This window comes from Streptococcus macacae NCTC 11558, from assembly GCF_000187995.2.
In the GTDB taxonomy this organism is placed as follows: Bacteria; Bacillota; Bacilli; order Lactobacillales; family Streptococcaceae; genus Streptococcus; species Streptococcus macacae.
In genome coordinates this window covers 1,563,474-1,588,394 of record NZ_AEUW02000001.1, presented here as the reverse complement: position 1 = coordinate 1,588,394, position 24,921 = coordinate 1,563,474, and the positions used below count along the sequence as shown (strand labels likewise).

Here is a 24,921-nt window from a genome sequence, read left to right as displayed (position 1 = left end):
GTTACTCCTCCTTTTCTTTTACTAGATCTTTCCGTAAACTTTGATTTATTTTGGCTAATTCATCTAATTTTTCATCCGAATGGGCTAAAAATTTTTCAATTGTTTGAATTAATTCTTCCATAATCATTTTACTTAGGCAATAAATTTGGTGCCGGATAAATAGTCTCTCCATCAATTGAGTAATAGTATTTGGCACGTGCATACTTCTCAACAAAAGTATCATTTTTTAAACGCTCTGCAAACCTTTTTTCAGATTCTGTTTTAGCATCCAGCCGTTTTTGCTGTTTATGTAATCTTACAATTTGTGCCTGTTTATTTTGAAGACTTATATAACTTGCAACTAGATTATAGGCAGGTAAAATAAACAGTAAAATAATGAATACTAATATCCAGCCAATAAAACGGTGACGCCTTCTTGTTTCTTCCTCTTCATAGCGTTTTTTCATATTTTCATCATTAATATACTGATTATTTAGCTGTACAATATTAGGCTTCTCCATCTGACTCAACCCTCAACTCATTTATAATGTCATACATCTTTACAGCATCTTCTTTTTTTGTGCTATCTTTCATTTCCAGAACACGAACAGTTAATATTTTATTGCCAAAACGTATCTCTACTTCATCGTTTATTTTTAAATCAGTTGAACTTTTTGCTAGGATACCATTTACTTTAACACGTCCTTTATCAGCAATTTCTTTGGCAATTGGACGGCGTTTGATAATACGTGATACTTTTAAGTATTTATCTAATCTCATTTTTTCCTCACTATTCTTTCTATTTTAGCATTTTTTTTTTAAAATAGCAGTTCTAAACTATATCAAGCAAAAAAGAGCTGAAAGCCCTTAATTGTGACATTTAATTTGGTTAACCTATCTTTTGTAACTCCAATCAACTTTTTATCAGGATATTTTACTTTCTTTCCTTAATATTAACAAAGGCTTCTCCAAATTTGATAAGTTCTTCTAGAATTTCATAATCCTTCTTATTATGAATATTAAAAATAATTTCTATTTTTCCTTTATTCTCACTAATACGTGCCTTAAGATTAGTTTTAGATAAAGCTTCAAAATGGTCTTGTGTTGAATAAAAAGAAAGAGATGATGTCTCAAATGTGACAATAAGATTATCTTTCTTTCGCTCCAATGAAGCTACAAAAGCTTTATCCATATAAGATTTAACAAGTCCTATTTCAAGTAAGTAAGCAACCTGATCTGGGTATTCACCAAAGCGATCAATCAACTCATCTTGTAATTCTTCATAATCTTTACGGTTATTAATTTCTCGTATTTTCTTATAAATATTAATTTTTTGACGCTCATCACTAATATAATTATTTGGCAGATAAGCATCAATTTGTAAATTTAATTCTGCATTACCTTTAGAACGAATCTGTTTTTTCCCCTGTTTTGCTACTATGGCTTCTTCTAATAATTGTGAATACATTTCAAAACCAACTGAATCAATGAAACCACTTTGAGAAGAACCAAGGATATTGCCAGCCCCACGTATAGATAAATCCCTCATAGCAATTTTAAAGCCTGATCCAAGTTCTGTAAAACCTTTAATAGCTTCTAAACGCTTTTCTGAAACTTCTGTTAAAACCTTATCAGGACGATACATAAGATAAGCGTAAGCAATCCGATTACTTCGCCCTATGCGTCCCCTAAGTTGATACAAGGTTGACAGCCCCATATGATCAGCATCCTCAATAAATAGAGTATTAACATTAGAGATATCAACTCCAGTTTCAATGATTGTTGTTGTCACTAAAACATCATATTCACCATTGATAAAGTCCAATAAGGTATTCTCCAATTGAATTTCACTCATTTGACCATGAACAAAGCCAATATTAGCTTCTGGAATTAGCTCTCGTAGTTTAGAAACTTTCTTGTCAATTGTGTCAACTCTATTGTAAACATAAAAAATTTGTCCAGATCTTTCCATTTCACGGATAATAGCTTCACGGATTATCTCATCATTAGTTTCCATAATATAAGTTTGAACAGGGTAACGATTTGACGGAGGTGTTTCAATAATCGATAAATCACGTATTCCTAGCATAGACATATGTAAAGTGCGTGGAATAGGGGTTGCTGTTAATGTTAAAACATCAATTTTCTTTCTTAATTCTTTTAAAGTTTCTTTATGTTTAACCCCAAAACGCTGTTCTTCGTCAATAATAAGTAATCCTAAATCCTTAAAATTAATATCTTTAGAAAGCAAACGATGTGTTCCAATAATAATATCAATTTGACCTTTAGACAGTTTTGTTAAAGTCTCCATCTGTTCAGCCCTTGTTTTAAAACGACTCATTACATCAATATTAATTGGAAAATTCTCAAAACGCTCCCTAAAATTATTATAATGCTGCTGAGCAAGAACAGTTGTTGGCACTAACACAGCAACTTGTTTACCATCATTAACTGCTTTAAAAGCAGCTCTCATAGCAACTTCTGTTTTTCCAAAACCAACATCTCCAACAAGAAGCCTATCCATTGGCTGATCTTTCTGCATGTCTTTTTTGATTTCTTTAATAGACCTCAATTGATCTTCAGTTTCAACATACGAAAACTCATTATCAAATTCTTCTTGATTGGTATCATCAGGAGAAAATGCAAAACCTTTTAACTGACTGCGTTCAGCATAGAGTTTTAACAAATCTTCTGCAATATCTTCCACCTGCTTGGATACTTTTTGTTTGGTTCTTTGAAATCGACCATCATTGAGTTTATTGATCTTTGGTTCTTTTCCATTACTGGCAACATACTTAGAAAGTAACTCAATTTGTTCAACAGGAATCGATATACGATCTGCATTTTGATACTGAATTGTCAAATAATCACGATGAATACCAGATACTTCAATCGTTTCAATTCCTAAGAAACGACCAATACCATGTACATTATGTACAACATAATCCCCTTTTTCTAATTCATTGTAATCTTTAAGACGTTCAGCATTGTTTATATTAGTTCGCCGAAACTTGTGTTTTACTTTTTTATGAAAAATTTCTTTCTCAGTAATTAAAGCAATTTTTTCATCAGCAAAATAAAATCCTGCAGAAAGTTTACCAATTACCAGCTGCGCTTGATGTTTTAAAAGTTGATTAGATTGACTTATAGGTAAATCTAAATTGTATTCTTGTAAAGTTTTTTGTAAACGTTCTTGACCTTGCTGTGAATCGGTCTGTACAAGAACTGTTGCTTCAGATTTTTGATATCGTTTAATTTCATCAACTAGTAAGGGAAGTTGATTGAAAAATTCTTGCATTGGATATTGTGTAAAGTTATATAGATGATCGAACTTAAGATTTCCCAATCCTTTATGAAAATTAGAAAAAAAAGTTGTTGATTGATATTGTCTCAAGTCTTGATATGTATCTGAATAATAAGAAATATTTGAAGTAGCCTTACTATTATATAAATCTTCTGTTAAAAGATTAGCTATATCCAAATTAAAACGACTATTATGTTCCATTATTTTTTGAAAATCATCAAAAAATAGCAACGTATGCTTTGGAAAATAGTCTAAAAGTGTACATTTTTTTTGATAAAAAAATGATAAAAATTTCCTAATATCCTGATGGCGATAATGAGCTTTTGTTGCCGACAAGATTTCTTTTAGATAAATTTGTAAATTTTCATCTGCAGTAATAAGAGCTTTTTCAAAATGTTGGCAAGCCCGTTCAAAATCACTATCTGTTAAAATAATATCATCAGATGGACTCAATATAAAAGAATCAAGATTATTGAGAGATTTTTGAGTAATTATATCAAACTGACGAATACCATCAAGCTCATCACCAAAAAATTCAAGACGGTATGGTAACTTCTGATTTATTTCATAAATATCTAAAATATCTCCTCTTTTACTAAACTCTCCAGGATTGTAAACTTGTGAAACTTTTTGATAGCCAAAACTTGACAAATTCTTTACAAAATTATCCAAATCATATTCTCCACCAACTTCTATTTTTAATCTGGCAGATTGATAATTTTGAGGATTAGGAAGTAAGATTCTTGTTCCTACAATACTAGTGACTAATATCCCTGTTTGCTCTTTATCTAAGAGAAAATTCAGACTTTCTACACGAGAATTTGTTTTATTTTGTGAAGCAAATAAAAATTCTGCTGCTGCCATATCATCCGCAAAAAAATTAAAAACTTTTTTATCGCCAATCAAACTAGCTAAATCTTCTGCTAATCTTTCAGCTTCATTTTGTGTTGAAGTGACAATAACAATCTTTCCCTTTTGGCTATCATGTGCTGCTGCCATTGCTAGTGCTTTACTAGAGTTTGTCAATCCCATTACTAATTGTCTATTAGAAGCAGTAAGATGATCCAGCCACTCTGTTAGTTTTGGGTTTTGCTTAAATAAATCTACTAAGTTCATTTTATCCATTAAATTTTTGCATTGTTTTTTCAAAATCTTTAGTCTGTAAATAATAGTTTACAGCTTTGTCAACTTTATCAAGTGTATCAGAGATAATTATCTGACTGTCTTTATCAAATTTCCCTAAGACATAATTGATAATTGTCATATCAGATTTTGGTCGTCCAATTCCAATCTTGACACGATCAAAATCCTGAGAGCCAATCTCCCTTATAATACTTTTAATACCATTATGGCCACCAGCAGAGCCCTTTTGACGAAATCGAATTTTTCCTATTTCCATGTCAAGATCATCATAAATGACAATCAGATCTTTTACAGTTAAGTTATAATAAGCTAAAAAAGCTCTGACAGCTACACCGCTCCTATTCATAAATGTAGTTGGCTTAATAAAATAAATTTTTTCTCCACTGATGAAAGTAGAGGCTGTTTCTGCTTTAAATGTTTGATTCATTGTAAATTTAAGATTTAAAGGCTTGACAATTTTATCAAGAGCCATAAAACCAATATTATGTTTTGTTTCATGATATTTACTTCCTGGGTTACCAAGACCAACAATTAATTTAGCCATAATTTCCTCTCTAAGACTAAAAGGGCTGGAAAGTTCTTCCAACCTTTTAATTATAATGGACAATTCTTTTAAACATTAAATCGGAATTCCATAATATCCCCATCTTGAACGATATAATCTTTACCTTCTTCACGTAGGCGACCAGCTTCTCTTACAGCTTTTTCAGAACCATACTTTATAAGATCATCATAGGACATTGTTACTGCTCGAATAAATCCCTTTTCAAAATCTGAATGAATAATTCCAGCTGCCTGTGGAGCCTTAATACCACGTTTAAAAGTCCAAGCACGAACTTCTTTTTCGCCTGCTGTAAAGTATGTTCCAAGTCCAAGCAAATGATAGGCAGCACGTGTCAATTTATCAACACCTGATTCATTCAAACCCATTACTTCTAAAAAATCGGTTTTATCTTCATCATCAAGTTCAGAAATTTCTTCCTCAGCACGTGCTGAAATGACAACTACTTCAGCATTCTCTGTTGCTGCAAAATCACGGATTTGCTGAACATAAGCAATAGAATCTGGATCAGCTACCTTATCTTCGTCAACATTAGCCACATAAAGAACAGGCTTAGTTGTTAGTAAAAATAAACCTTTAACAATCTTCTTTTCATCTTTTGTAAATTCAATTGTACGAGCTGATTTTCCATCCTCTAAAACCGGTTTTATTTTTTCCAAAACCTTAAATTCAGCTATAGAATCCTTATCTTTTTGTGTACGAGCAATTTTTTCAACACGCGCATAGCGTTTATTGATGGACTCAAGATCTGATAAAATTAATTCTAAATTAATGGTCTCAATATCTGCAATTGGATCTATAAATTTTGATTCACGTCCTTGCTCGCGCATTACATTTTCATCATCAAAAGCTCGAACTACATGGATGATGGCATCAACTTCGCGGATATTGGCCAAAAATTTATTTCCAAGCCCTTCACCTTTTGAGGCTCCTTTGACAATACCTGCAATATCTGTAAATTCAAAGGTTGTAGGAACAGTCTTCTTAGGAACAATAAGTTCTGTCAACTTTTGTAAACGTATATCTGGTACTTCAACAATACCAACATTTGGGTCAATAGTAGCAAAAGGGTAATTAGCAGCTTCTGCCCCTGCTTTTGTAATTGCATTAAAAAGAGTTGATTTACCAACATTAGGTAAACCAACAATACCTGCTGTTAAAGCCATCTTTAATCTCCAATATTTTATTCAATCATTATTATTATAGCAGAAAATGTAAAAAAAGCTCAAATACTTTCGAACTTAATTAAAAATAATCATCAAAATAATAACTTGTTCAAAAGAAAATTTAGTTATTCGCCATCATTACTTTAGTTAAAAATTATTGATTGAATTTCTTTGCTTCCAATACTTTCTTCATTTTCCGCTCAAAATCATGACGGCTCATCATAACGATATGGTTACAATTACTACAACGAATTTTGATATCAGCACCCAATCGAATAATTTCCCAACAGTTAGCCTTTTTTCCTGTCTCCTTAATAAGACAAGCATGGGGTTTTTTCATTTCAACAAAAGATCCTAAATTATACATATACTGTCCTTTACATTAATGTCATTTTATTTAGAATTAATTATAACATAATAAAAACTCCACAGATGGAGCTTCTATTAGTTTGTACGTACCGGAGTAATAAGTTGGATAAAGTTTTCACTGTTATCGCCTGGTGTCAATGTAAAGGGGCGGATAGGAGAAACAAAACGAATCTTCACAGTTTCACTTTTTAAAGCTTTTAAAGATTCAATAAGATAGGTTGGATTAAAACTGATTGTTAAATCATTTCCTGATAAGCTTTCTGTGTCTAATTCTTCATTTACTTTTCCAACTTCTGGAGAATTAACATGTGCTGTTATTTGATTGTTACTAATTTCTAATTTAACAGTGCCGTTTTGACTAGCATTAGAAATTAAATAAGCACGTTCCATAGCATAACGAAGAGCATTGGTATTAAAGACAGCTTCTGTTTCAAAATTATTAACTAATAAACGATCGGTATCAGGATAATTTCCTTCTAATAACCGTGCATAAAAGCTGATATTTTCACTTCTGAAAAGAATTTGACTATTTGAGAAAAATACTTCAACCGTTTTAATTTCATCTGTAAATACAGCTGAAAATTCCCGCAAAGAACGACTTGGAATAACAACATCAAAATTATCCGTAGCACTATCCAACGTTAGTTTGCGTTGACTCATACGATGTGAATCGGTAGCTACCGATTTAAATTCTTTATGTTCTGTTAAAGTAAGATGCACACCAGTCAAGATAGGACGGCTTTCTTGGGTACTAGCTGCAAAGGCTGTTTCTGAAATGATCGTTTTTAGCAATTTTGTATCCAGAACTAAAGGTTTTGTCGTTGTTACATCCTGTAAACGAGGATATTGTTCAACATCCTTCCCTTTTAAAGTAATCTCTGATTTTCCACTTTTTAAAACAATTTGATGTTGTTCAATTTCTTCAAAATCCAAACTGATATCAGGAAGGCTTGAAACAATATTAATAAAAAAGTTTGCTTCTAATAGAATAGAACCTGAATTAGTAATTAGAAGTCCTGCATCATTTTCTTCTGTTGATATAGTATTTTCAATAGATATTTGTCCATTTGATCCTGTTAAAGTGAGCGATTGAGAGTTAACTTCAATTTTCAAACTTGAAAGAATAGGAATAGCATTTTTAGAACTAATAGCTCGTTTAGTCGCATTCAAAGCTTGTAAGAAAAATGTTTTGTTGATTGAGAATTTTATCATTATTTCTCCTTTATTTTATAAGTATTAGGTTAGTAGTAGTAATAGGTCTTGTGTATACTGGGAAAAACATAGCTTATCCCAGAAACTGTAAGCTTTAAAAACTGTTCACAAGTTGTGGAAAATTTGAGAACTTTTTTAAACTTATACACAATTTATTTTATCTTATTTTTTATGGTATCTACTTCAATTCTTAGACTGTCATCTTGAGATAAGATATTTTTGATTTTATTATAAGCATGTAAAACTGTAGAATGATCGCGTCCACCGAATTCTTTACCGATCTTTGGAAGGCTATTATCTGTCATTTCACGCGCTAGGTACATACCTACTTGACGAGCAAGAACGATATTTTGTGTTCTTTTAGTTGATTTGATTTCTTTGACAGTAACTCCGTAAAACTTCCCGACTTGTTTTTGAATTTCTTCAATGGGAATAACAATCATTTTAGGACTGCTGTCTTGTTTTCGGGCACGTATAGCTTCTGCTGCAACTTCAACAGTAATGACATCAAGATTTTTAAAATTGGCCACTAAGTTAATATCTTTCAGAGCTCCCTCTAAATCACGGACATTTGAATCAAATTGTCCCGCCAAATATTCGATTGTTTCTGTTCGAAATTTGTAATTGTACTCTTGGATTTTATTATTCAAAATAGCAACGCGTGTTTCGAAATCAGGAGGGGTTATATTTACTGTTAGTCCCCAATTGAAGCGTGTGACCAAACGTTGTTCCAAATCGTTTAAGTCATCAGGAGTTCTGTCACTTGTCAGTACAATTTGTTTATTATTTTCATGGAGTGCGTTAAATGTGTTAAAAAATTCTTCTTGAGTTGCTGCTAAGCTTTTTTTAGCTAAAGATTGGATATCATCAATGAGAAGTATATCTAATTTACGAAATTTTTGTTTAAGTTCATCCATTTTCTGCAGTCGAATGTGAACAACAAATTCATTGATGAAATTTTCAGCAGAAATATATTTCACACGCGCATTTGGATTATTGGCCACAACAGCATTTCCAATTGCATTTAAAAGGTGTGTTTTTCCTAAACCAGGTCCACCATAGATAAATAAAGGGTTGTAGGTTGTACCGGGTAAATCAGCGACAGAAACAGAAGCTGTAAAAGCCCAGCGATTTTCATCACCAATTACAAAATTTTCAAAACTATACTTTGGATTAAGATCATTTTGCACGATTGGAAGATTTTCAATACTTGTATCTGTATTAGTAGCAGCGGCTTCTCTATTATCATGTATTGGTATATCTTCAAAAACATAATTAATTGAAATTTCTGTATTAAAAACTTCAAATCCAGCTGTTAAAATAACAGGCTGTAAATTTTTTTCCCAAAAAAGTTTTTTCATATCATCAAGAAGAATTGTTGCTACGTTTCCTTCTATTTTGATGAGCTTTGCATCTGAAACAAAGAAGTCAAAAGTAGCCTGTTTTAATTGACTTTGTGCAAGTTCTAAGACCCTATCCCAAAAAATTTTTTCATTTTCTGTCATAGTGTGCTCCTAGAGAAATTGTGATTAAAGAAATTTTATCATAAATGTTTAAAGTTTTCCACCAAAAGAACTAAGTTTTCCACAGGCAAAAAAAGAAAATCCACAATGTGGATAAGAGTTTTCCACACGTTGTGGAAAACTCTTGTTTGCTTGTTAATACAATAAACTTATAAAATTTTAGATGTGGAAAAATTGGGGATAAAAAAAGAAAAATAAACAAGCTAATTCAGCTTGTTTATTAAATTGTTAAATTCGTCTTCTGAAGAAAAGCTAATTTTTACAGCCCCTTTTCCTTTTTTGTTATAAGAAATAGATACAGTTAAACCTAATGATTTGCTAAGCTCTTTTTCTTTTTCAGATATAAAAATATCCTTTATGATTTTGGGAGATTTTTTTACCTTCTTTAGAGCTTTTTCCATTTGTCTTACACTTAAATTTTCATTAATAATTTTTTGAAACCATTTTTCTTGTTCATTTTTCTCTTCAATACCTAAAAGTAATCGTGCGTGGCCTTGTGAGATTATTCCTTTTTCAAGTGCTTGGCTAATGTTAGAAGGCAAATTTAATAATCTGATACTATTTGTGATATAGGGTCTGGATTTTCCTATGACATTGGCAATTTCATCGTGGGTCATCTGATTTTTGATAACCAGATTCTGATAAGCTCTGGCTTCTTCAATAGGAGTAAGATCTGAACGTTGTAAATTTTCAATAATAGCCTGTTTCATACTGTCGTTATCAGATAATTCTTTTATAATAGCAGGTACTTTATTAATACCTGCCATTTTAAGCGCTTTTAGCCGTCTTTCTCCTGCGATTAATTCATATCCAAAAACAGATGATTTTCTGACTATAATGGGTTGAATTAAACCATTTTCTTTAATAGATTGTGCAAGTTCTTTTAGTTCATTTTCTTCAAAATGAAGTCTTGGTTGATAAGGGTTGGAATTAATATCTTTGTAATTTATATATTGGAGTTCTTCAGACATCTTAATCTCCTGTCTATAAGAATGAACAAATAAAATACTAAAACAATATTTTATAGAGACCAAATTAATTTTTATTATTGTCTTAAGTTCTCTAAAAAGTTGTTTGAGATAAGATTTGTTAGTCTGTTTCTAGATCTTATAATACTAAATTTGAGAGAATGTTAATAAGGCTGGAACAAAAGTCCCAGCCTCATTTTTTAGTATTTATTAAACTCAATGATTGAGATCTTTACTTGTTTTTGTTAACTCGATTTCAATGTTTTTCTTATCATTACCGCGATAGAAAGTAATTTTCACTTTATCACCTTTTTTATGTTTGTAAAGGGCACTTTGTAAGTCACTAATAGAAGCCACTTTTTTACCATCAATTTCCGTAATGACATCATATTTCTTCAGTTTGTTATCGGCTGGCATGCCAGATTCTGTCGAAAGAACGACAATACCGCTTGTAACGTTTTCTGGGATTTTAAGTGTATCTCTATCACTTGTTGAAGCTTCACTTAAATTAGCCATTGAAATACCGAGGGCAGGGCGAATTACTTCACCATTTTCTTCTAATTGATTGATAATGGAACGAACGTCATTAGCGGGAATGGCAAATCCCATTCCTTCCACAGCAACGCCATTTTTAGAGCCAGTACTTGATGCAATTTTACTTGAATTAATTCCAATGACTTGTCCTTTGATATTGACTAAAGCACCTCCTGAGTTACCAGGATTGATTGCAGCATCTGTTTGGATAGCATTGGTTGAAATAGTTTCGCCTTCTTCATTTTGCGAGGTTACGGTACGGCTGAGGCTGGACACAATACCTTCTGTAACAGAATTAGCATAATCACTACCCAATGGACTACCAATTGCAATGGCTGGTTCTCCTACTTTTAGTTTATCAGAATCAGCAAATTCTGCTACTGTAGTAACTTGTTTTGAAGAAATTTTAATAACAGCTAAATCTGAGTATGTATCTGAACCCACAAGTTTACCAACAACTTTTTTTCCATTAGCCAACATAATTTCTAATTTTTTGGCATCTTTAATAACATGATTATTGGTGACTACGTAAGCATCATTTCCACTTTTTCTATAAATAACGCCAGACCCTTCGCCGTATACACCTAACCCATCTTCTGATTTATTTTTTCCTTCAGAAGCATTATCGTAATTATAGTAGCGATTATCTATTTTTTGATAATTAATAACTGAGACTACAGAATTTTTAACATTTTTGACAGCTTTAGTTGTTTCAGTATTAATATCATAAACGACACTGCTGACAGTTGTTTTTTGGTTTGTTTTTCCACCATTACCGGATACCCAGTTAAAAATAAGTATTGCAGAAATTCCGAGTATAAAACTAAGGAATACTGCTAAAAATGGCAAAAACCATTTTAAAAAAGGATTTGATTTCATATTATTCACTCAAAATGACCTCCGAAAATTTATAATAAAACTCTAAATAATTTGACTTAATTATACCTTAAAAAGGGAAAAAAAGAAAGAATCCACAGGCTGTGGAAAACTTTTGAAAAGCATTTCAGTAAAAGAAAAGATATAGTTTTGCTGCCTTGAGCATGATATAATAAAAATATGAAAATAAAAGTTATTACAGTAGGTAAACTAAAAGAAAAGTATCTGGAGAAGGGTATTGCCGAATATACAAAGCGCCTCAGACCTTTTACAAAATGTGAGATTATAGAATTGACTGATGAAAAAACGCCAGCAGCTGCTAGTCAAGCAGAAAATCAGCAAATTCTTGAAAAAGAGGGGAAGAGAATTTTAAATAAAATCTCAAATCGAGATTTTACCATTGCTTTAGCTATCGAAGGAAAACAATTTCCTTCTAAAGAATTTAGTCAACTTCTTGCTGATACAGTTTTAAAAGGATATTCAAGTTTTGTTTTTATCATTGGAGGAAGTTTAGGATTATCACAGGAGATTAAAGAAAGAGCTGATCTTTTAATGAGTTTTGGTTTATTGACACTCCCTCATCAGATGATGCGACTTGTCTTAATGGAACAAATATATCGTGCTTTTATGATTCAAGAAGGCAGTCCTTATCATAAGTAAATTAAAATTTAAGGCATAATTACTGTACGGAAAAAAGTTTCACGTGAAACGAAAAGGAGACAAAATGAGTAAAAACTACCAAAATTTTGAAGGTTTAAGAGTAGCCACTCTTTTAACTTTTATAAGTGGTTTTATTGATGCTTATACTTTTATAACTCAGAAGGGTCGCTTTGCAAGTATGCAAACTGGTAATTTGCTTTATATGATGATTAAATTTTCAAATGGTCATTTTAAAGAAGCTTTAAGTTTTTTGATACCAATTCTTTTCTTTATAGTTGGTCAATTTTTTTACTATTTTCTTAGAAAATGGGTTACTCATAAAAATTTGCGGTGGCATAAATTAAGTGCTTATGTATTATTTGTATTATTGGTTATCATCGCAATTTTAAGTCCGATCGTACCTTCAATCTTTACGATATCTGCTTTAGCATTTTTTGCTTCTCTTCAGCTTGCAACTTTTAAAAGGGTTAGAGGGTACACATACACCAATACAATGATGACAGGAAATATAAAAAATGCTTCTTATCTTTTACTGAAAGGAAAAATAGAAGCCAATAAATCAATTATAAGACAAGGTGTGTATATTGTACTCGTTATTATTGCTTTTATGTTAGGGGTAATGTCATCAACTATTTTATGCCGATATTTAAATGAAAGCAGTCTTTATTTTTTACTTGCACCAATGGCGATATTAATCTATTTTTTAAATATAGAAAAACCCCCTAGAAAAACTTGATATATATTCCTTTCTAGTGAATTTTTGTTTTTTCACTGTCCACTAAAAGGGAGATATCAGAGTTTAAAGGGGGGTGTTGATGATCTCAGCAGGATTCGAACCTGCGACCGTTCGCTTAGAAGGCGAATGCTCTATCCAGCTGAGCTATGAGACCTAGCAACTCTTCTATTCTAACAAAAATAGCATGTTACTGTCAATTGACTAGAAATATTATTATATTTTTTTCAAAAAAAGGTAGACAAATAGAAGATATCTGATATAATAGTAAAAGTGTTGAACAAACATTGATGGTCCGTTGGTCAAGGGGTTAAGACACCGCCTTTTCACGGCGGTAACACGGGTTCGAATCCCGTACGGACTATTTATTCCGGCATAGCTCAGTTGGTAGTAGCGCATGACTGTTAATCATGATGTCGTAGGTTCGAGTCCTACTGCCGGAGTGATAAGACACTAACCCTATATCTAATATTAGATATAGGGTTTTTTATTATGTGACTTTAAGTCCGTCACGCTCCGTAAGGTGCGCGATGAAGGTTATACCAAAAAACTCCAAACGCAATACAATAAAGGTGTTCAAGCCTACTGTAAAGCGAAAGGAGAAAAATATGGCGCAAAAGGCACATAGTTTATCACATACAAAGTGGCTGTGCAAATACCACATTGTCTTCACACCTAAGTATAGACGAAAAATCATCTATAATCAATATCGAAGTAGTTTGGGAGCCATATTTCGACGATTGTGCAGCTATAAAGGAGTAGAAATCATCGAAGGTCATCTGATGTCAGACCATATTCATCTGTTAGTAAGTATTCCTCCGAAACTCAGTGTTGCTAGTTTTATGGGTTATTTAAAAAGTAAGAGCAGTCTCATAATTATCGATAAATACGCCAATCTAAAATATAGGTATGGTAATCGGAAATTTTGGTGTAAAGGCTATTATGTAGATACTTGTGGGACGAAACTAAAAGAGGAAATTCATTCAGCAGATCATTATCCCTAGTTGTAGTTGAATGAGCGACTTATAACCGTAGAACAAATCACCAGTATGAACTTATTGATAAAACTTTGAGTATCTATTTCCTTTTTGTTAGTTATTTGATTTGAAAATTATCAAGATAGTGTAAACTTCTTTTTTACATTATATTGATGACATAATTAAATAATACTATATTATATGGATTTTATGTGTAAATAACGTTGTCAATTTATACTCTGTTGTGTCAAGTTAATAAAAGAAAAATTTAATTTTTGTTCCAAAGTTCTGCCACTTTTCTTTGAACTTCTTCATTTTCTAAAAATTCGTCATATGTTTCATCAATACGATCAATAACACCGTTTTTTGAGATAACAATAATATGATTTGCTAATGTTTGAATAAATTCATGATCATGACTTGCAAAGATAACAGATTCTTTAAATTCTTTTAAACCATCATTTAAGCTAGAAATTGATTCCAAATCTAAATGGTTAGTGGGATCATCAAGTATTAAAACATTTGACTTAAGAAGCATAAGTTTAGACAACATTACACGTACCTTTTCTCCACCAGAAAGTACGTTGACAGATTTGTTAACTTCATTACCAGTAAAAAGCATACGGCCTAAAAAGCCGCGAAGAAATGTGTTATCATTTTCTTCTTTACTTGCAAATTGTCTAAGCCATTCTAAAATAGATTCGGAATTCATAAATTCATTGCTATTATCTTTAGGAAGATAGGAACGGCTGGTTGTCACACCCCATTTTATTGTTCCTTCATAGTCTATATCTCCCATAAGAGCACGAATAAGTGCAGTTGTTTGTATATCATTTTGCCCAATAATTGCTGTTTTATCACCAGGAGATAAAGTAAAATTAATGTTTTCTAAAATTATTTCGCCTTCAACCTTAACAGATAAATTTTCTACTGTTAAAAGATCGTTTCCAATTTCACGTTCAGCTTGAAAGTGAATAAATGGATACTTACGACTTGAAGGGATAATTTCTTCTAGTTCAATTTTATCTAACATTTTTTTACGGGAAGTTGCTTGTTTCGATTTAGAAGCATTGGCTGAGAATCGGGCAACAAATTCTTGGAGCTCTTTAATTTTTTCTTCTGCTTTGGTATTTCGATCAGCCTGAAGTTTTGCTGCTAATTCAGAGGATTCCTTCCAAAAATCGTAATTTCCAACAAAAAGTTTAATTTTTCCAAAGTCTAAGTCAGCCATATGAGTACAAACTTTATTAAGGAAGTGACGATCGTGAGAAACAACGATTACAGTATTTTCAAAATCAATCAAAAAGTTTTCTAACCAATTAATGGATTGAATATCAAGACCGTTAGTAGGTTCATCCAGTAAAAGAACATCTGGTTTACCAAAAAGTGCTTTTGCTAGAAGGACTTTAACTTTATCACCATTCGTAAGTTCACTCATATTTTGGTAGTGAAGGTTTTCTGAAATATTGAGATTTTGCAGTAGTTGGGAAGCCTCACTTTCAGCTTCCCAACCACCTAGTTCAGCAAATTGTCCTTCAAGTTCGGCAGCGCGAACACCATCTTCATCAGAGAAATCTGCTTTCATGTAAATGGCATCTTTTTCTTTCATGATATTGTAAAGCTCTTGATTACCCATGATGACAACATCAATAACACGTTCTTCTTCATAATCAAAATGATTTTGTCTTAGAACAGATAAACGTTCTTCAGGACCAAGAGAGACATGTCCTGTGGTTGCTTCAATATCACCTGCTAAAATTTTTAAAAAAGTTGATTTACCTGCACCATTGGCACCAATTAAACCATAGGTATTTCCAGCTGTAAACTTAATGTTTACATCGTCGAAAAGTTTGCGATCACTAAAACGCAATGATATATCAGATACGGTTAACAATTTTTCACCTCAACAAGATTAATATTCTTCCATTTTACAAGAAAAGCAGTATTTTTTCAATTTTGCAGAAAGAAAACAGTATGAGGATAAAATGATTTTATTCCTATTCGTCAAATTGTTTCTAAGAATTATGTTATAATTTAGATAATTGTATTTTAGGAGAGTAAAAATGACTAGACCTATTATTTTAACAGGCGATCGACCAACGGGAAATCTGCACTTAGGACATTATGTTGGCAGCCTTAAAAAACGTGTACTTTTACAAAATGAAGATAAATATGATATGTTTGTTTTTTTGGCTGATCAGCAAGCTCTGACGGATCACGCCAAAGAATCGGAAATGATTAAAGATTCAATTGCTAATGTAGCTCTTGATTATCTAGCTGTTGGCTTAGATCCTAAAAAGGTTACGATTTTTATACAAAGTCAAATTCCTGAGTTGGCTGAACTGACTATGTATTATATGAATTTAGTTTCTCTTGCACGTTTAGAGCGTAATCCAACTGTAAAAACAGAAATATCTCAAAAAAGTTTTGGAGAAAGCATTCCTACAGGCTTTTTAGTTTATCCTATTTCTCAAGCTGCTGATATAACCGCTTTTAAAGCTAATTTAGTACCAGTTGGTAATGATCAAAAACCAATGATTGAACAGACTCGTGAAATTGTTCGCTCTTTTAATCATACTTATAAAACTGATATTTTAATTGAGCCAGAAGGAATTTTTCCAGAAAATGAAGCTGCTGGCCGTTTACCTGGTTTAGATGGCAATGCAAAAATGTCTAAATCTCTTGGGAATGGTATTTACCTATCAGATGATGCTGATACTGTTCATAAAAAAGTTATGAGCATGTATACAGATCCTAATCATATACGTGTTGAAGATCCGGGACAAATTGAAGGTAATATGGTTTTTCATTATCTTGATATTTTTGGTCATAAAGAAGAACAAGAAGAAATCGCAAATATGAAAAAGCATTACCAAAAAGGAGGCTTAGGAGATGTTAAAACAAAACGTTATCTTATTGATATTTTAGAACGTGAATTAGCACCTATCCGCAAACGCCGTTTAGAATATGCTCAAAATATGGACTATGTTTTTGATATTTTGAAAAAGGGTAGCGAACAAGCTAGCAGTAAGGCTTCAGAAACACTTGATGAAGTAAAGAAAGCTATGGGGATTAATTATTTTTAGATTGAATAACAATGAAAGCCAGAGCTTAATTTTATATAGATGCCTCTGGCTTTTCTTTATCATGATTATGCAATTCCTTAAATTTTATTGACAAATGATTTTAGCGTGTTATTATAATAACAATAGTTAGCTGATAAGCGAAAATGTATAGAAAAGAGGATTATTTTAATGTCAAATTGGGACACTAAATTTTTAAAAAAAGGTTATACTTTTGATGATGTATTACTTATTCCGGCTGAAAGCCATGTTCTTCCAAACGAAGTTGATATGCAGACAAAATTGGCAAAAAATTTGACATTGAATATTCCAATTATTACTGCAGCTATGGATACTGTTACTGATAGTAGAATGGCTATTGCCATTGCACGTGCCGGTGGTTTAGGTGTTGTGCATAAAAATATGTCCATTAAAGAGCAGGCAGAAGAGGTGCGTAAAGTAAAACGTTCAGAAAACGGTGTTATTATTGATCCTTTCTTTTTAACACCAGAACATAAAATTTCTGAGGCAGAAGAGCTGATGCAGCGTTATCGTATTAGCGGTGTTCCTGTAGTTGAAACTCTTAACAATCGAAAATTAGTTGGTATTATAACAAATCGTGATATGCGTTTTATTTCTGATTATAATACGCCTATTTCCGAACACATGACGAGTGAGAAATTAGTAACAGCTCCTGTAGGGACAGACCTTGCAACGGCAGAGCGTATCTTACATGAACATCGTATTGAAAAACTACCGCTGGTTGATGAAGCAGGTCGTCTTTCAGGACTTATTACTATTAAGGATATTGAAAAAGTTATTGAATTTCCTAATGCGGCAAAGGATGAATTTGGCCGCCTTCTTGTTGCAGGTGCTGTTGGTGTAACGTCAGATACTTTTGAGCGTGCTGAAGCTCTTTTTGAAGCTGGAGCTGATGCCATTGTTATTGATACAGCACATGGCCATTCTGCTGGTGTACTTCGTAAAATTGCTGAGATTCGTCAATATTTCCCAGACAAAACTTTAATTGCAGGAAATATTGCAACGGCTGCAGGAGCGCGTGCACTTTATGATGCTGGTGTAGATGTTGTTAAGGTGGGTATTGGTCCAGGATCAATTTGTACAACACGTGTTGTTGCAGGTGTTGGTGTTCCTCAAATTACAGCCATATATGATGCTGCAAATGTTGCTCGTGAATATAATAAAACCATTATTGCTGATGGAGGCATTAAGTATTCAGGTGATATTGTAAAAGCTTTAGCGGCAGGGGGAAATGCTGTTATGCTTGGTTCAATGTTTGCAGGTACTGATGAAGCACCTGGTGAAACGGAGATTTTTCAAGGCCGTAAATTTAAGACTTATCGCGGTATGGGTTCAATTGCAGCTATGAAAAAAGGTTCAAGTGACCGTTACTTCCAAGGTTCTGTTAATGAAGCAAATAAACTTGTTCCTGAAGGTATTGAAGGACGTGTGGCTTATAAAGGTGCTGCTGCTGATATTGTTTTTCAAATGCTTGGCGGTATTCGCTCAGGCATGGGGTATGTGGGAGCAGCAACTCTTCAAGAATTACATGATAATGCTCAATTTATAGAAATGTCAGGTGCAGGATTGATTGAAAGTCATCCACATGATGTACAAATTACCAATGAAGCGCCAAATTACTCTGTTCAATAATAATTTAATAAATAAAAGAGGGGTGGGACAAAGTGAATTGAACCGCACCCTCTTCTTTTATTTACATAAGATTAGTCTAGATCACTCTTAAGATGATAGTTTAAACAATTTGAGTGATGATTAAAATAACAATAAGATTTACTTTATAGTTTTGGTTTTAGTCACTTATTTTGAAATAGGAAAATTAGAATTGGTATTTATGAAACTACATCTTTTACTCTATTTTTTATTATATTTACAACTCTGGAAAAGTACTATTTACAAATTAAAACTATATTTCTTGTTATAATAAATGAAAGTTGACAGATTGTTTACGTTTTAGTGAACTATATTGACAATAATGTTAACTGGTGTCAATTTTATACTATTTGCCCCTGTTTAATTGTGAATAGCTGAAATTCTTTGGGAAGACTTGTAAGATGTTCAAGGCTGGTTGTTGTTATAAAGGCTTGAACATTTTCACTTATACTTTCTAAAAGTTTCGTTTGTCTAAAATGATCTAGTTCACTCATGACATCATCTAATAAGAGAATAGGATAGTCACCAGAAGCTGATTTAATAAGTTCAAGTTCTGCTAGCTTTAGTGATAAGATAAGACTGCGATGCTGTCCTTGACTTCCAAAACTAGCATTTATTTCATTGATAAAAAATTCTAAATCATCACGATGAGGACCAATTCCTGTACTTTTTTTAAAAATATCACGCTGATGGTTTTTTTGTAATTGAGATAAAAAATTCTCTTGAATATTTTTTTGATCATCATATTTGATGGAAGGAAGATAAGAAACTCTTAATGTTTCTGTTTGATTTGAAATTTTTAAGTGGTGCTTTTTGGCTTCTGTTGATAAGTCATTGATAAAATTCAAACGATGTTCAATAACTCTGCTGCCATAATTAACTAATTGTTCATCTAGGACAGAAAGAAAATTAAAATCTATTTTCTTATGTGTTTTTAAATAAGTATTCCTTTGTTTAAGAGTATGATTATAATTTGAAAGATCAGATAAATATATTGATTTAATTTGCCCTAAATCGATATCAATAAATTTTCTTCTTAGACTAGGAGCTCCCTTTACAAGTTGTAAATCTTCGGGAGCGAAAAGGACAACAGTCATTGTCCCAATGTAATCAGATAATTTGGATTGTTTAAGGTGATTTACCTTGGTTGTCCTACCTTTATCAGATAAATTAATTTCTAGTGGTATCTTTCCATTAACGCGGTTAATAACTCCTGAAACCATTAGTTCTTTTTCTCCAAATTTTATTAACTCTTTATCAGATCTTGTCCGGTGACTGCGTGTTAAAGAAAGAAAATAAATAGCTTCTAAAAAATTTGTTTTGCCTTGTGCATTTTGGCCAACAAAAATATTTAATTTGGGAGAGAAATTCGTTTCAATTGAATTGTAATTACGGTAATTCTTTAAGTTAATTTCTTTAATCCACATAATTAAGTGCCAGGAAATTTTATAGGTTTTTTTGCAATATTATTTTTTTGGTTCTTTTTGTTAGCCTTATTCATTTTTTTCACAATAGTCTTAACCTTTTCTTTTTCAGCAATAGCTATAAGATGTTTCTCTTTTTCTTCAGGAGTAGGTGAGCTGATAGAAATAGCAACGTTTGCTTCTGGAATTGTAATGTTATCTCCAATACGTAATTTTTTACCGCGCCTTGTTTCAATTTGTCCGTTTAAAAAGACCTCAGTATGAGCTAAATAAGATTTTACAGCACCACCGCTGGAAATCAGACTTAAACTTTTCAGCAATGCTTGTAAAGTAATATAGTCATCAAAAAGTTTATATTCCATATTTTTCCTCATTCTTTTTTGTTAGTTTATTATAGCATAAAAAGGGACTTGTGCCTAAGAGATAAAAAATATAGAAAATTGGATTGTTAAGAGTAAAGTTGCAGTGGTGTTCTTTTTTTAAGCATTATAAAATGATATAATGAACAGAAATAATCATGTAAAGGAAAGACTATGAAATTAGCACAAGATGTCTATTTACATTTGAATAAAATGATTAAATTTAAAACAAATCATATTACTTTTCGCTTTTCTGGAGTATTTAATAGTAAGACGGTTGCCCGTCGAGTTTTAGTCGCACAGATGTTAGCAACATCTAATAATACTTACCCAAGTTTTCAGCTTTTTAAAAAAAAATTAGCTGATTTATACGGTGTTCAACTGTCAACAAACATTTCAACTAAAGGACTTGTTCACATTATAGATATTGATATTTCGTTTCTTTCAGATTCCTTTCTGCCAGAAGGTAGCTCTCTTTTAGAAGAAACAGTTGCTTTTTTAAGAGAAGTACTGTTTAACCCTCTTGTTGCTGTAGAACATTATCAGACTAAAACTTTTGAAACTGAAAAAACAAATTTAATGAGATATCTAGATTCAGATAAGGAAGATCCTTTTTACTATAGTTATTTAGAGCTACAAAAGCTATTTTTTAAAGAAAAAACGATACCGTTTTCAAAATATGCCTCTGCTGATTTAGTTGAAGCTGAGAATTCTTATACAGCCTATCAAGAATTTCAAAAAATGTTAAGAGAAGATAGGATTGATATATTTGTATTGGGCGATTTTGATAAATACCATGCTTTACAACTATTTGAAGAATTTCCTTTAGTGGATCGTCAAACGAATCTTCAGTTTAATTATAGACAAGGTTATTCAAATATTGCAAATGAAAAAATTGAACGAAAAGAAAATCAGCAGTCTATTTTACAGCTGGGCTACTATTCGCCTATAGCTTATGGAGAAGAGGATTATTATCCATTATTAATTTTAAATGGTATTTTAGGGGGATATCCGCATTCAAAGTTGTTTACAGAAATTAGAGAATCAGCAGGCCTTTCTTATAATATTGGCAGTCGTTTAGATGTTTACAGAGGTTTACTACATATTTACGCCGGAATTGACAGCAAGCAGCGTCCACAGACATTGCAGTTGGTTAATAAGCAAATGAGTGATTTAAAATTGGGTCGAATTTCGAGTCATTTAGTCAGTCAGACAAAAAGAATGTTGCTAAGCTCTGCCCATTTATCTAAAGATAATCCTAAAAGTCTTATTGAAGTAATGTATAATCAACAGATTTTTGGAGCAAAATCATTAACTCTTAGTCAATGGATTGATAAGATTGACAAAGTTAGTAAAGATGATATTAGTAGAGTTGCTAGCTTGATTAAATTACAATCAATTTATTTTTTAGAAGGAGAATAGATTGGCATCGACAAGATTAAAAAGACGAAAATTTCCAGAAATTGAAGAAGAATTTTATTATAATCAATTGGCCAGTGGTATAAAGGTTTATCTTTTGCCAAAGACAGATTTTAAAGAGACGTATGCACTTGTCAGCAGCAATTTTGGTTCAATTGACACAAAGTTTACAGTAAATGGTAAAACTGAAACTTATCCTGCTGGTATTGCTCATTTTTTGGAACATCAATTATTTGAAATGGAAAAAAACAAGGATGCTTCTTATGAGTTTACAAAACTAGGTGCTGATAGCAATGCTTATACGAGTTTTGAAAGAACTGTTTACTATTTCTCCAGTGTAAATCATATAAGTGCTAATCTGGAACTATTGCAGCATTTTACGAGTAAACCATCCTTTACAGATATGTCAATACAAAAGGAAAAGGCTATTATAGCTCAAGAGATTGACATGTATCAAGATGATCCTGACGATTATCTTTATCAAGGAATTTTGGCTAAACTTTATCCTAAGTCTCCTTTAAGCATTGATATTACTGGTACCAAAGAAAGTATTAATCATATTACTATTGATGATTTAAGAAGAAATTTTCAATGTTTTTATCATCCTACTAATCTGACTTTGTTAGTTGCGGGGAATTTTGAAGTTAAAAAAGTATATAAAGATATTGTAGCTTTTCAAAAACAAAACCTACAAGAAGAAAAATTAAGTGTTGAACGTTTGCCTTTAGACTTATTTCCTGTAGAATCGGCAAGTTCTATACAAAAAGAAGTTACGATTCCTAAGTTGGCGATAGGTTTTCGTTTTGATTTTACTAGAAAAAAAAATAAAGATTCTTTGTTGAAAAGAAAGTTATTAGTAAAAATATTTTTCTCACTGTTATTTGGCTGGACTTCAGAAAATTATCAAAAATGGTACGAAGATGGTAGGATTGATGATTCTTTTGATATAAAAACTGAAGTATCCATATTTTCTCAATTTGCGGTTATTCTTTTGGATACAAAAGAGCCGATTGCAATGTCTAATCAAATTAGACAAAGTTTTAAAAATTTTGAAAAAAGTTTAGACTTTTCAGAAGAATCTTTACAGACAGTTAAAAATGAGTTATACGGTGATTTTATTAGGAGTTTAGATTCGATTGATGAACTATCTAATCGTTTTATAGAATACTTAACAGAAAAAGAAACTTATTTTGATTATTTAAGAATTTTACAAGATATTAAGTTAGAGGATATTCAAAAATTTGGAATAGAGATTTTAAAAGAAGCACAAATAACTGATTTTACACTATTTCCAAAATAGTCAGAAAAACTATTTAAAATTTGTTATAATGTTATAATATATTAAAAATATAGATTGACAAGAGACTGAGGTAGGTAGTATGAATAATAAAATAGGTGAACTTTTACGTGATGCGCGTATTGAGAAAAGGCTAAGTTTTGATGATGTTGTCGAAAAGACAGGAATTGCTCCTCATTACATCTTAGCAATGGAATTAGATCAGCTAAAATTACTGCCAGAAGGCAAAACAAATGAATATCTGGAACAATATGCCAGAGCTGTTGATTTGGATCCCGTTAGTATTATTCATGGGTATAGAAATCAAGAATTAAGCGATGATCTAATTGTCCCGGCTCCTAATGACAATGCTGCTCCAGAACCACAAACTGATGATAAAGATGATAATACCGAGGAAATAGAAGTTAAGGTTGCAGATAAATATTTTAATGTCACTCAAGAATTGCCTATTGACATAGATGTTACTCAGGAAATCACATCGAATAAATCTGAAAAGAATAGTGATAAAGAATCTAAAAGAAAGAAATCAGATGCAGATATTGCTCCTGAAGAATCTGAAAAGCTTCCTTCTCGTTTAAGCAGACACAGTTATGGCAAAGAACCGCAAAAGGGATTCCCTTGGACTTTACTTGTGCTTATTCTTTTGGCTTTGGGAATAGTTAGCTATGTTGGTTATGTTGTCTATAATCAATTACAAACAGATTCTCATAAGACAGAAAGAAGTTCAAGCCAAAAGTCATCATCCAATAGCAATGATAACAAAACAAGTACTGCTCAAAATCAAACAAAATTAGAAACAGATTTTGCAAATGGGGGGAATAATGTTACCGTTTCAAATGCTAATGGAAAAGTAGAAATTACAGTTACTTTAACTGGTTCTGAAGATAATTGGCTTTCAGTGACTAATACAAATGAGGGGGAAGCCCAAACAACTTTAACAGCAGATAATAAATCTTACACAGCAACTTTGGCAGAAGGTGCCACTAATTCGACGTTGACTATTAATTCACTGAGCAATGCAGAAATCGCAATTAATGGGCAAAAATTAGATACGTCGAATCTTGTTAATGCTGGTCTAAATAGCATTAATTTGACTATTCAATAAGGAGATTGGATTAATGCTTAAAAAAGAAAATATTCCTAATTTATTAACAGTTATTAGAATTTTAATGATCCCACTTTTTCTGCTTTTGACTTCTTTAACAAACAGTATCTCTTGGCATATAGCAGCAGCTGTTATTTTTGCAGTTGCTAGCTTTACTGATTATTTAGATGGTTATTTAGCACGTAAATGGAAAGTTGTGACAAATTTTGGTAAGTTTGCAGACCCTTTGGCTGATAAGATGTTGGTTATGAGTGCTTTTATAATGCTTGTCGGCATAAATTTAGTTCCAGCTTGGGTTTCTGCTATTATTATTTGTCGTGAACTTGCAGTAACTGGATTACGTTTGCTCTTAGTCGAAACGGGTGGAGAAGTTTTGGCTGCTGCAATGCCTGGCAAAATAAAGACTGTTACACAAATGTTTTCTATTATTTTATTACTGTGCCATTTTGAATTAATAGGAACTATCTTACTTTATATTGCTCTGTTCTTCACCATTTATTCAGGTTATATTTATTTTAAGGGAGCTAGTTTCCTTTTTAAGGATACTTTTAAATAAA

23 protein-coding genes and 3 tRNA genes are annotated in these 24,921 nt (G+C 32.0%); 11 read left to right on the top strand and 15 right to left on the bottom strand.

Annotation, left to right across the window (positions count from 1 at the left end; genetic code table 11):
• Position 1 precedes the first annotated feature (1 nt).
• The 11 genes from STRMA_RS07535 to STRMA_RS07485 all read right to left on the bottom strand — a co-directional run bounded on the left by STRMA_RS07535 (position 2) and on the right by STRMA_RS07485 (position 11,648).
• Positions 2-121 carry an SP_0009 family protein gene (locus tag STRMA_RS07535; RefSeq protein ID WP_115276988.1) on the bottom strand — a complete coding sequence of 40 codons (120 nt, stop codon included), beginning with the start codon at positions 119-121 and terminating at the stop codon, positions 2-4.
• Positions 122-128: 7 nt separating this feature from the next.
• Entirely contained in the window at positions 129-500 is a 372-nt protein-coding gene (locus STRMA_RS07530; RefSeq protein WP_003081438.1) for an FtsB family cell division protein, read from the bottom strand.
• Positions 487-759, bottom strand: a complete 273-nt coding sequence (locus tag STRMA_RS07525; RefSeq protein WP_003079554.1) for an RNA-binding S4 domain-containing protein — start codon at positions 757-759, stop codon at positions 487-489. Before STRMA_RS07525 ends, STRMA_RS07530 begins: the two co-directional genes overlap by 14 nt.
• A 154-nt stretch (positions 760-913) precedes the next feature.
• Positions 914-4,408 (bottom strand): transcription-repair coupling factor, encoded by a 3,495-nt coding sequence (gene mfd / locus STRMA_RS07520; protein ID WP_003082029.1) that lies wholly within the window; start codon positions 4,406-4,408, stop codon positions 914-916.
• Complete coding sequence (gene pth, locus STRMA_RS07515) at positions 4,401-4,970, bottom strand: aminoacyl-tRNA hydrolase (protein WP_003078967.1); 570 nt, start codon at positions 4,968-4,970, stop codon at positions 4,401-4,403. Before pth ends, mfd begins: the two co-directional genes overlap by 8 nt.
• Before the next feature lie 68 nt (positions 4,971-5,038).
• Positions 5,039-6,154: a redox-regulated ATPase YchF gene (gene ychF, locus STRMA_RS07510; protein ID WP_003080267.1), complete on the bottom strand. Its 1,116-nt coding sequence runs from the start codon at positions 6,152-6,154 to the stop codon at positions 5,039-5,041.
• Positions 6,155-6,308: 154 nt separating this feature from the next.
• Positions 6,309-6,521 carry a DUF951 domain-containing protein gene (locus tag STRMA_RS07505; RefSeq protein WP_003082497.1) on the bottom strand — a complete coding sequence of 71 codons (213 nt, stop codon included), beginning with the start codon at positions 6,519-6,521 and terminating at the stop codon, positions 6,309-6,311.
• 77 nt (positions 6,522-6,598) lie between these two features.
• A complete protein-coding gene (gene dnaN, locus STRMA_RS07500; protein WP_003080625.1) occupies positions 6,599-7,735 on the bottom strand; it encodes a DNA polymerase III subunit beta in 1,137 nt (378 codons plus the stop codon).
• A gap of 152 nt (positions 7,736-7,887) precedes the next feature.
• Positions 7,888-9,240, bottom strand: coding sequence for a chromosomal replication initiator protein DnaA (dnaA, locus tag STRMA_RS07495; protein ID WP_003080909.1), 1,353 nt, complete (start codon positions 9,238-9,240; stop codon positions 7,888-7,890).
• A 221-nt stretch (positions 9,241-9,461) separates the two neighbouring features.
• Positions 9,462-10,229, bottom strand: a complete 768-nt coding sequence (locus tag STRMA_RS07490) for a ParB/RepB/Spo0J family partition protein (protein ID WP_003078711.1) — start codon at positions 10,227-10,229, stop codon at positions 9,462-9,464.
• Between the two features lie 213 nt (positions 10,230-10,442).
• On the bottom strand, positions 10,443-11,648 hold the full coding sequence (locus STRMA_RS07485; RefSeq protein WP_003081517.1) for a S1C family serine protease: 1,206 nt from the start codon (positions 11,646-11,648) through the stop codon (positions 10,443-10,445).
• A gap of 168 nt (positions 11,649-11,816) precedes the next feature.
• Between STRMA_RS07485 and rlmH the strand changes: the two genes are divergently transcribed.
• Together rlmH and STRMA_RS07475 are read left to right on the top strand one after the other, a co-directional pair.
• Complete coding sequence (gene rlmH, locus STRMA_RS07480) at positions 11,817-12,296, top strand: 23S rRNA (pseudouridine(1915)-N(3))-methyltransferase RlmH (protein WP_003079652.1); 480 nt, start codon at positions 11,817-11,819, stop codon at positions 12,294-12,296.
• A 64-nt stretch (positions 12,297-12,360) separates the two neighbouring features.
• On the top strand, positions 12,361-13,032 hold the full coding sequence (locus STRMA_RS07475; RefSeq protein WP_003082423.1) for a YoaK family protein: 672 nt from the start codon (positions 12,361-12,363) through the stop codon (positions 13,030-13,032).
• Between the two features lie 80 nt (positions 13,033-13,112).
• Here STRMA_RS07475 and STRMA_RS07470 read toward each other — a convergent pair.
• Positions 13,113-13,186 (bottom strand) — tRNA-Arg (locus STRMA_RS07470).
• A gap of 135 nt (positions 13,187-13,321) precedes the next feature.
• Here STRMA_RS07470 and STRMA_RS07465 point away from each other — a divergent pair.
• The 3 genes from STRMA_RS07465 to tnpA all read left to right on the top strand — a co-directional run bounded on the left by STRMA_RS07465 (position 13,322) and on the right by tnpA (position 14,033).
• A tRNA-Glu gene (locus STRMA_RS07465) sits at positions 13,322-13,393 on the top strand.
• Between the two features lie 5 nt (positions 13,394-13,398).
• Positions 13,399-13,472: transfer RNA gene (locus STRMA_RS07460), tRNA-Asn, on the top strand.
• A gap of 165 nt (positions 13,473-13,637) precedes the next feature.
• Positions 13,638-14,033 (top strand): IS200/IS605 family transposase, encoded by a 396-nt coding sequence (tnpA, locus tag STRMA_RS07455; protein WP_003080128.1) that lies wholly within the window; start codon positions 13,638-13,640, stop codon positions 14,031-14,033.
• Between the two features lie 241 nt (positions 14,034-14,274).
• Here the strand turns inward: tnpA and STRMA_RS07450 are convergent, their stop codons facing one another.
• Complete coding sequence (locus STRMA_RS07450; protein WP_003081086.1) at positions 14,275-15,900, bottom strand: ABC-F family ATP-binding cassette domain-containing protein; 1,626 nt, start codon at positions 15,898-15,900, stop codon at positions 14,275-14,277.
• A 169-nt stretch (positions 15,901-16,069) separates the two neighbouring features.
• Here STRMA_RS07450 and trpS point away from each other — a divergent pair, with 169 nt between their 5' ends.
• Together trpS and guaB are read left to right on the top strand one after the other, a co-directional pair.
• On the top strand, positions 16,070-17,092 hold the full coding sequence (trpS, locus tag STRMA_RS07445) for a tryptophan--tRNA ligase (protein ID WP_003079823.1): 1,023 nt from the start codon (positions 16,070-16,072) through the stop codon (positions 17,090-17,092).
• Positions 17,093-17,260: 168 nt separating this feature from the next.
• A complete protein-coding gene (gene guaB, locus STRMA_RS07440) occupies positions 17,261-18,742 on the top strand; it encodes an IMP dehydrogenase (RefSeq protein WP_003080756.1) in 1,482 nt (493 codons plus the stop codon).
• A 359-nt stretch (positions 18,743-19,101) separates the two neighbouring features.
• Here guaB and recF read toward each other — a convergent pair whose 3' ends face one another.
• Both recF and yaaA read right to left on the bottom strand, forming a co-directional pair.
• Positions 19,102-20,187: a DNA replication/repair protein RecF gene (gene recF / locus STRMA_RS07435; protein WP_003082156.1), complete on the bottom strand. Its 1,086-nt coding sequence runs from the start codon at positions 20,185-20,187 to the stop codon at positions 19,102-19,104.
• A gap of 2 nt (positions 20,188-20,189) precedes the next feature.
• A complete protein-coding gene (yaaA, locus tag STRMA_RS07430) occupies positions 20,190-20,546 on the bottom strand; it encodes a S4 domain-containing protein YaaA (RefSeq protein WP_003082107.1) in 357 nt (118 codons plus the stop codon).
• 171 nt (positions 20,547-20,717) lie between these two features.
• On the opposite strand from yaaA, the gene yfmF reads away from it, so the two are divergent.
• From yfmF to pgsA, 4 genes are all read left to right on the top strand, one after another.
• Positions 20,718-21,965, top strand: a complete 1,248-nt coding sequence (gene yfmF, locus STRMA_RS07425) for an EF-P 5-aminopentanol modification-associated protein YfmF (protein WP_003080446.1) — start codon at positions 20,718-20,720, stop codon at positions 21,963-21,965.
• Position 21,966: 1 nt separating this feature from the next.
• The gene (gene yfmH, locus STRMA_RS07420) at positions 21,967-23,262 is read left to right on the top strand and encodes an EF-P 5-aminopentanol modification-associated protein YfmH (protein WP_003081614.1); all 1,296 of its coding nucleotides are present in this window, start codon (positions 21,967-21,969) and stop codon (positions 23,260-23,262) included.
• Between the two features lie 79 nt (positions 23,263-23,341).
• Complete coding sequence (locus STRMA_RS07415) at positions 23,342-24,364, top strand: helix-turn-helix domain-containing protein (RefSeq protein WP_003081725.1); 1,023 nt, start codon at positions 23,342-23,344, stop codon at positions 24,362-24,364.
• Positions 24,365-24,377: 13 nt separating this feature from the next.
• Positions 24,378-24,920 (top strand): CDP-diacylglycerol--glycerol-3-phosphate 3-phosphatidyltransferase, encoded by a 543-nt coding sequence (pgsA, locus tag STRMA_RS07410; protein ID WP_003079419.1) that lies wholly within the window; start codon positions 24,378-24,380, stop codon positions 24,918-24,920.
• The last annotated feature ends 1 nt before the right edge of the window (position 24,921 follow it).

Excerpts from the sequence above, each read along its gene's own strand:
- STRMA_RS07535 (WP_115276988.1), bottom strand. The coding sequence starts at position 121 with ATGGAAGAATTAATTCAAACAATTGAAAAATTTTTAGCCCATTCGGAT.
- STRMA_RS07530 (WP_003081438.1), bottom strand. The coding sequence starts at position 500 with ATGGAGAAGCCTAATATTGTACAGCTAAATAATCAGTATATTAATGAT.
- STRMA_RS07525 (WP_003079554.1), bottom strand. The coding sequence starts at position 759 with ATGAGATTAGATAAATACTTAAAAGTATCACGTATTATCAAACGCCGT.
- mfd (WP_003082029.1), bottom strand. The coding sequence starts at position 4,408 with ATGGATAAAATGAACTTAGTAGATTTATTTAAGCAAAACCCAAAACTA.
- pth (WP_003078967.1), bottom strand. The coding sequence starts at position 4,970 with ATGGCTAAATTAATTGTTGGTCTTGGTAACCCAGGAAGTAAATATCAT.
- ychF (WP_003080267.1), bottom strand. The coding sequence starts at position 6,154 with ATGGCTTTAACAGCAGGTATTGTTGGTTTACCTAATGTTGGTAAATCA.
- STRMA_RS07505 (WP_003082497.1), bottom strand. The coding sequence starts at position 6,521 with ATGTATAATTTAGGATCTTTTGTTGAAATGAAAAAACCCCATGCTTGT.
- dnaN (WP_003080625.1), bottom strand. The coding sequence starts at position 7,735 with ATGATAAAATTCTCAATCAACAAAACATTTTTCTTACAAGCTTTGAAT.
- dnaA (WP_003080909.1), bottom strand. The coding sequence starts at position 9,240 with ATGACAGAAAATGAAAAAATTTTTTGGGATAGGGTCTTAGAACTTGCA.
- STRMA_RS07490 (WP_003078711.1), bottom strand. The coding sequence starts at position 10,229 with ATGTCTGAAGAACTCCAATATATAAATTACAAAGATATTAATTCCAAC.
- rlmH (WP_003079652.1), top strand. The coding sequence starts at position 11,817 with ATGAAAATAAAAGTTATTACAGTAGGTAAACTAAAAGAAAAGTATCTG.
- STRMA_RS07475 (WP_003082423.1), top strand. The coding sequence starts at position 12,361 with ATGAGTAAAAACTACCAAAATTTTGAAGGTTTAAGAGTAGCCACTCTT.
- tnpA (WP_003080128.1), top strand. The coding sequence starts at position 13,638 with ATGGCGCAAAAGGCACATAGTTTATCACATACAAAGTGGCTGTGCAAA.
- trpS (WP_003079823.1), top strand. The coding sequence starts at position 16,070 with ATGACTAGACCTATTATTTTAACAGGCGATCGACCAACGGGAAATCTG.
- guaB (WP_003080756.1), top strand. The coding sequence starts at position 17,261 with ATGTCAAATTGGGACACTAAATTTTTAAAAAAAGGTTATACTTTTGAT.
- recF (WP_003082156.1), bottom strand. The coding sequence starts at position 20,187 with ATGTGGATTAAAGAAATTAACTTAAAGAATTACCGTAATTACAATTCA.
- yaaA (WP_003082107.1), bottom strand. The coding sequence starts at position 20,546 with ATGGAATATAAACTTTTTGATGACTATATTACTTTACAAGCATTGCTG.
- yfmF (WP_003080446.1), top strand. The coding sequence starts at position 20,718 with ATGAAATTAGCACAAGATGTCTATTTACATTTGAATAAAATGATTAAA.
- STRMA_RS07415 (WP_003081725.1), top strand. The coding sequence starts at position 23,342 with ATGAATAATAAAATAGGTGAACTTTTACGTGATGCGCGTATTGAGAAA.
- pgsA (WP_003079419.1), top strand. The coding sequence starts at position 24,378 with ATGCTTAAAAAAGAAAATATTCCTAATTTATTAACAGTTATTAGAATT.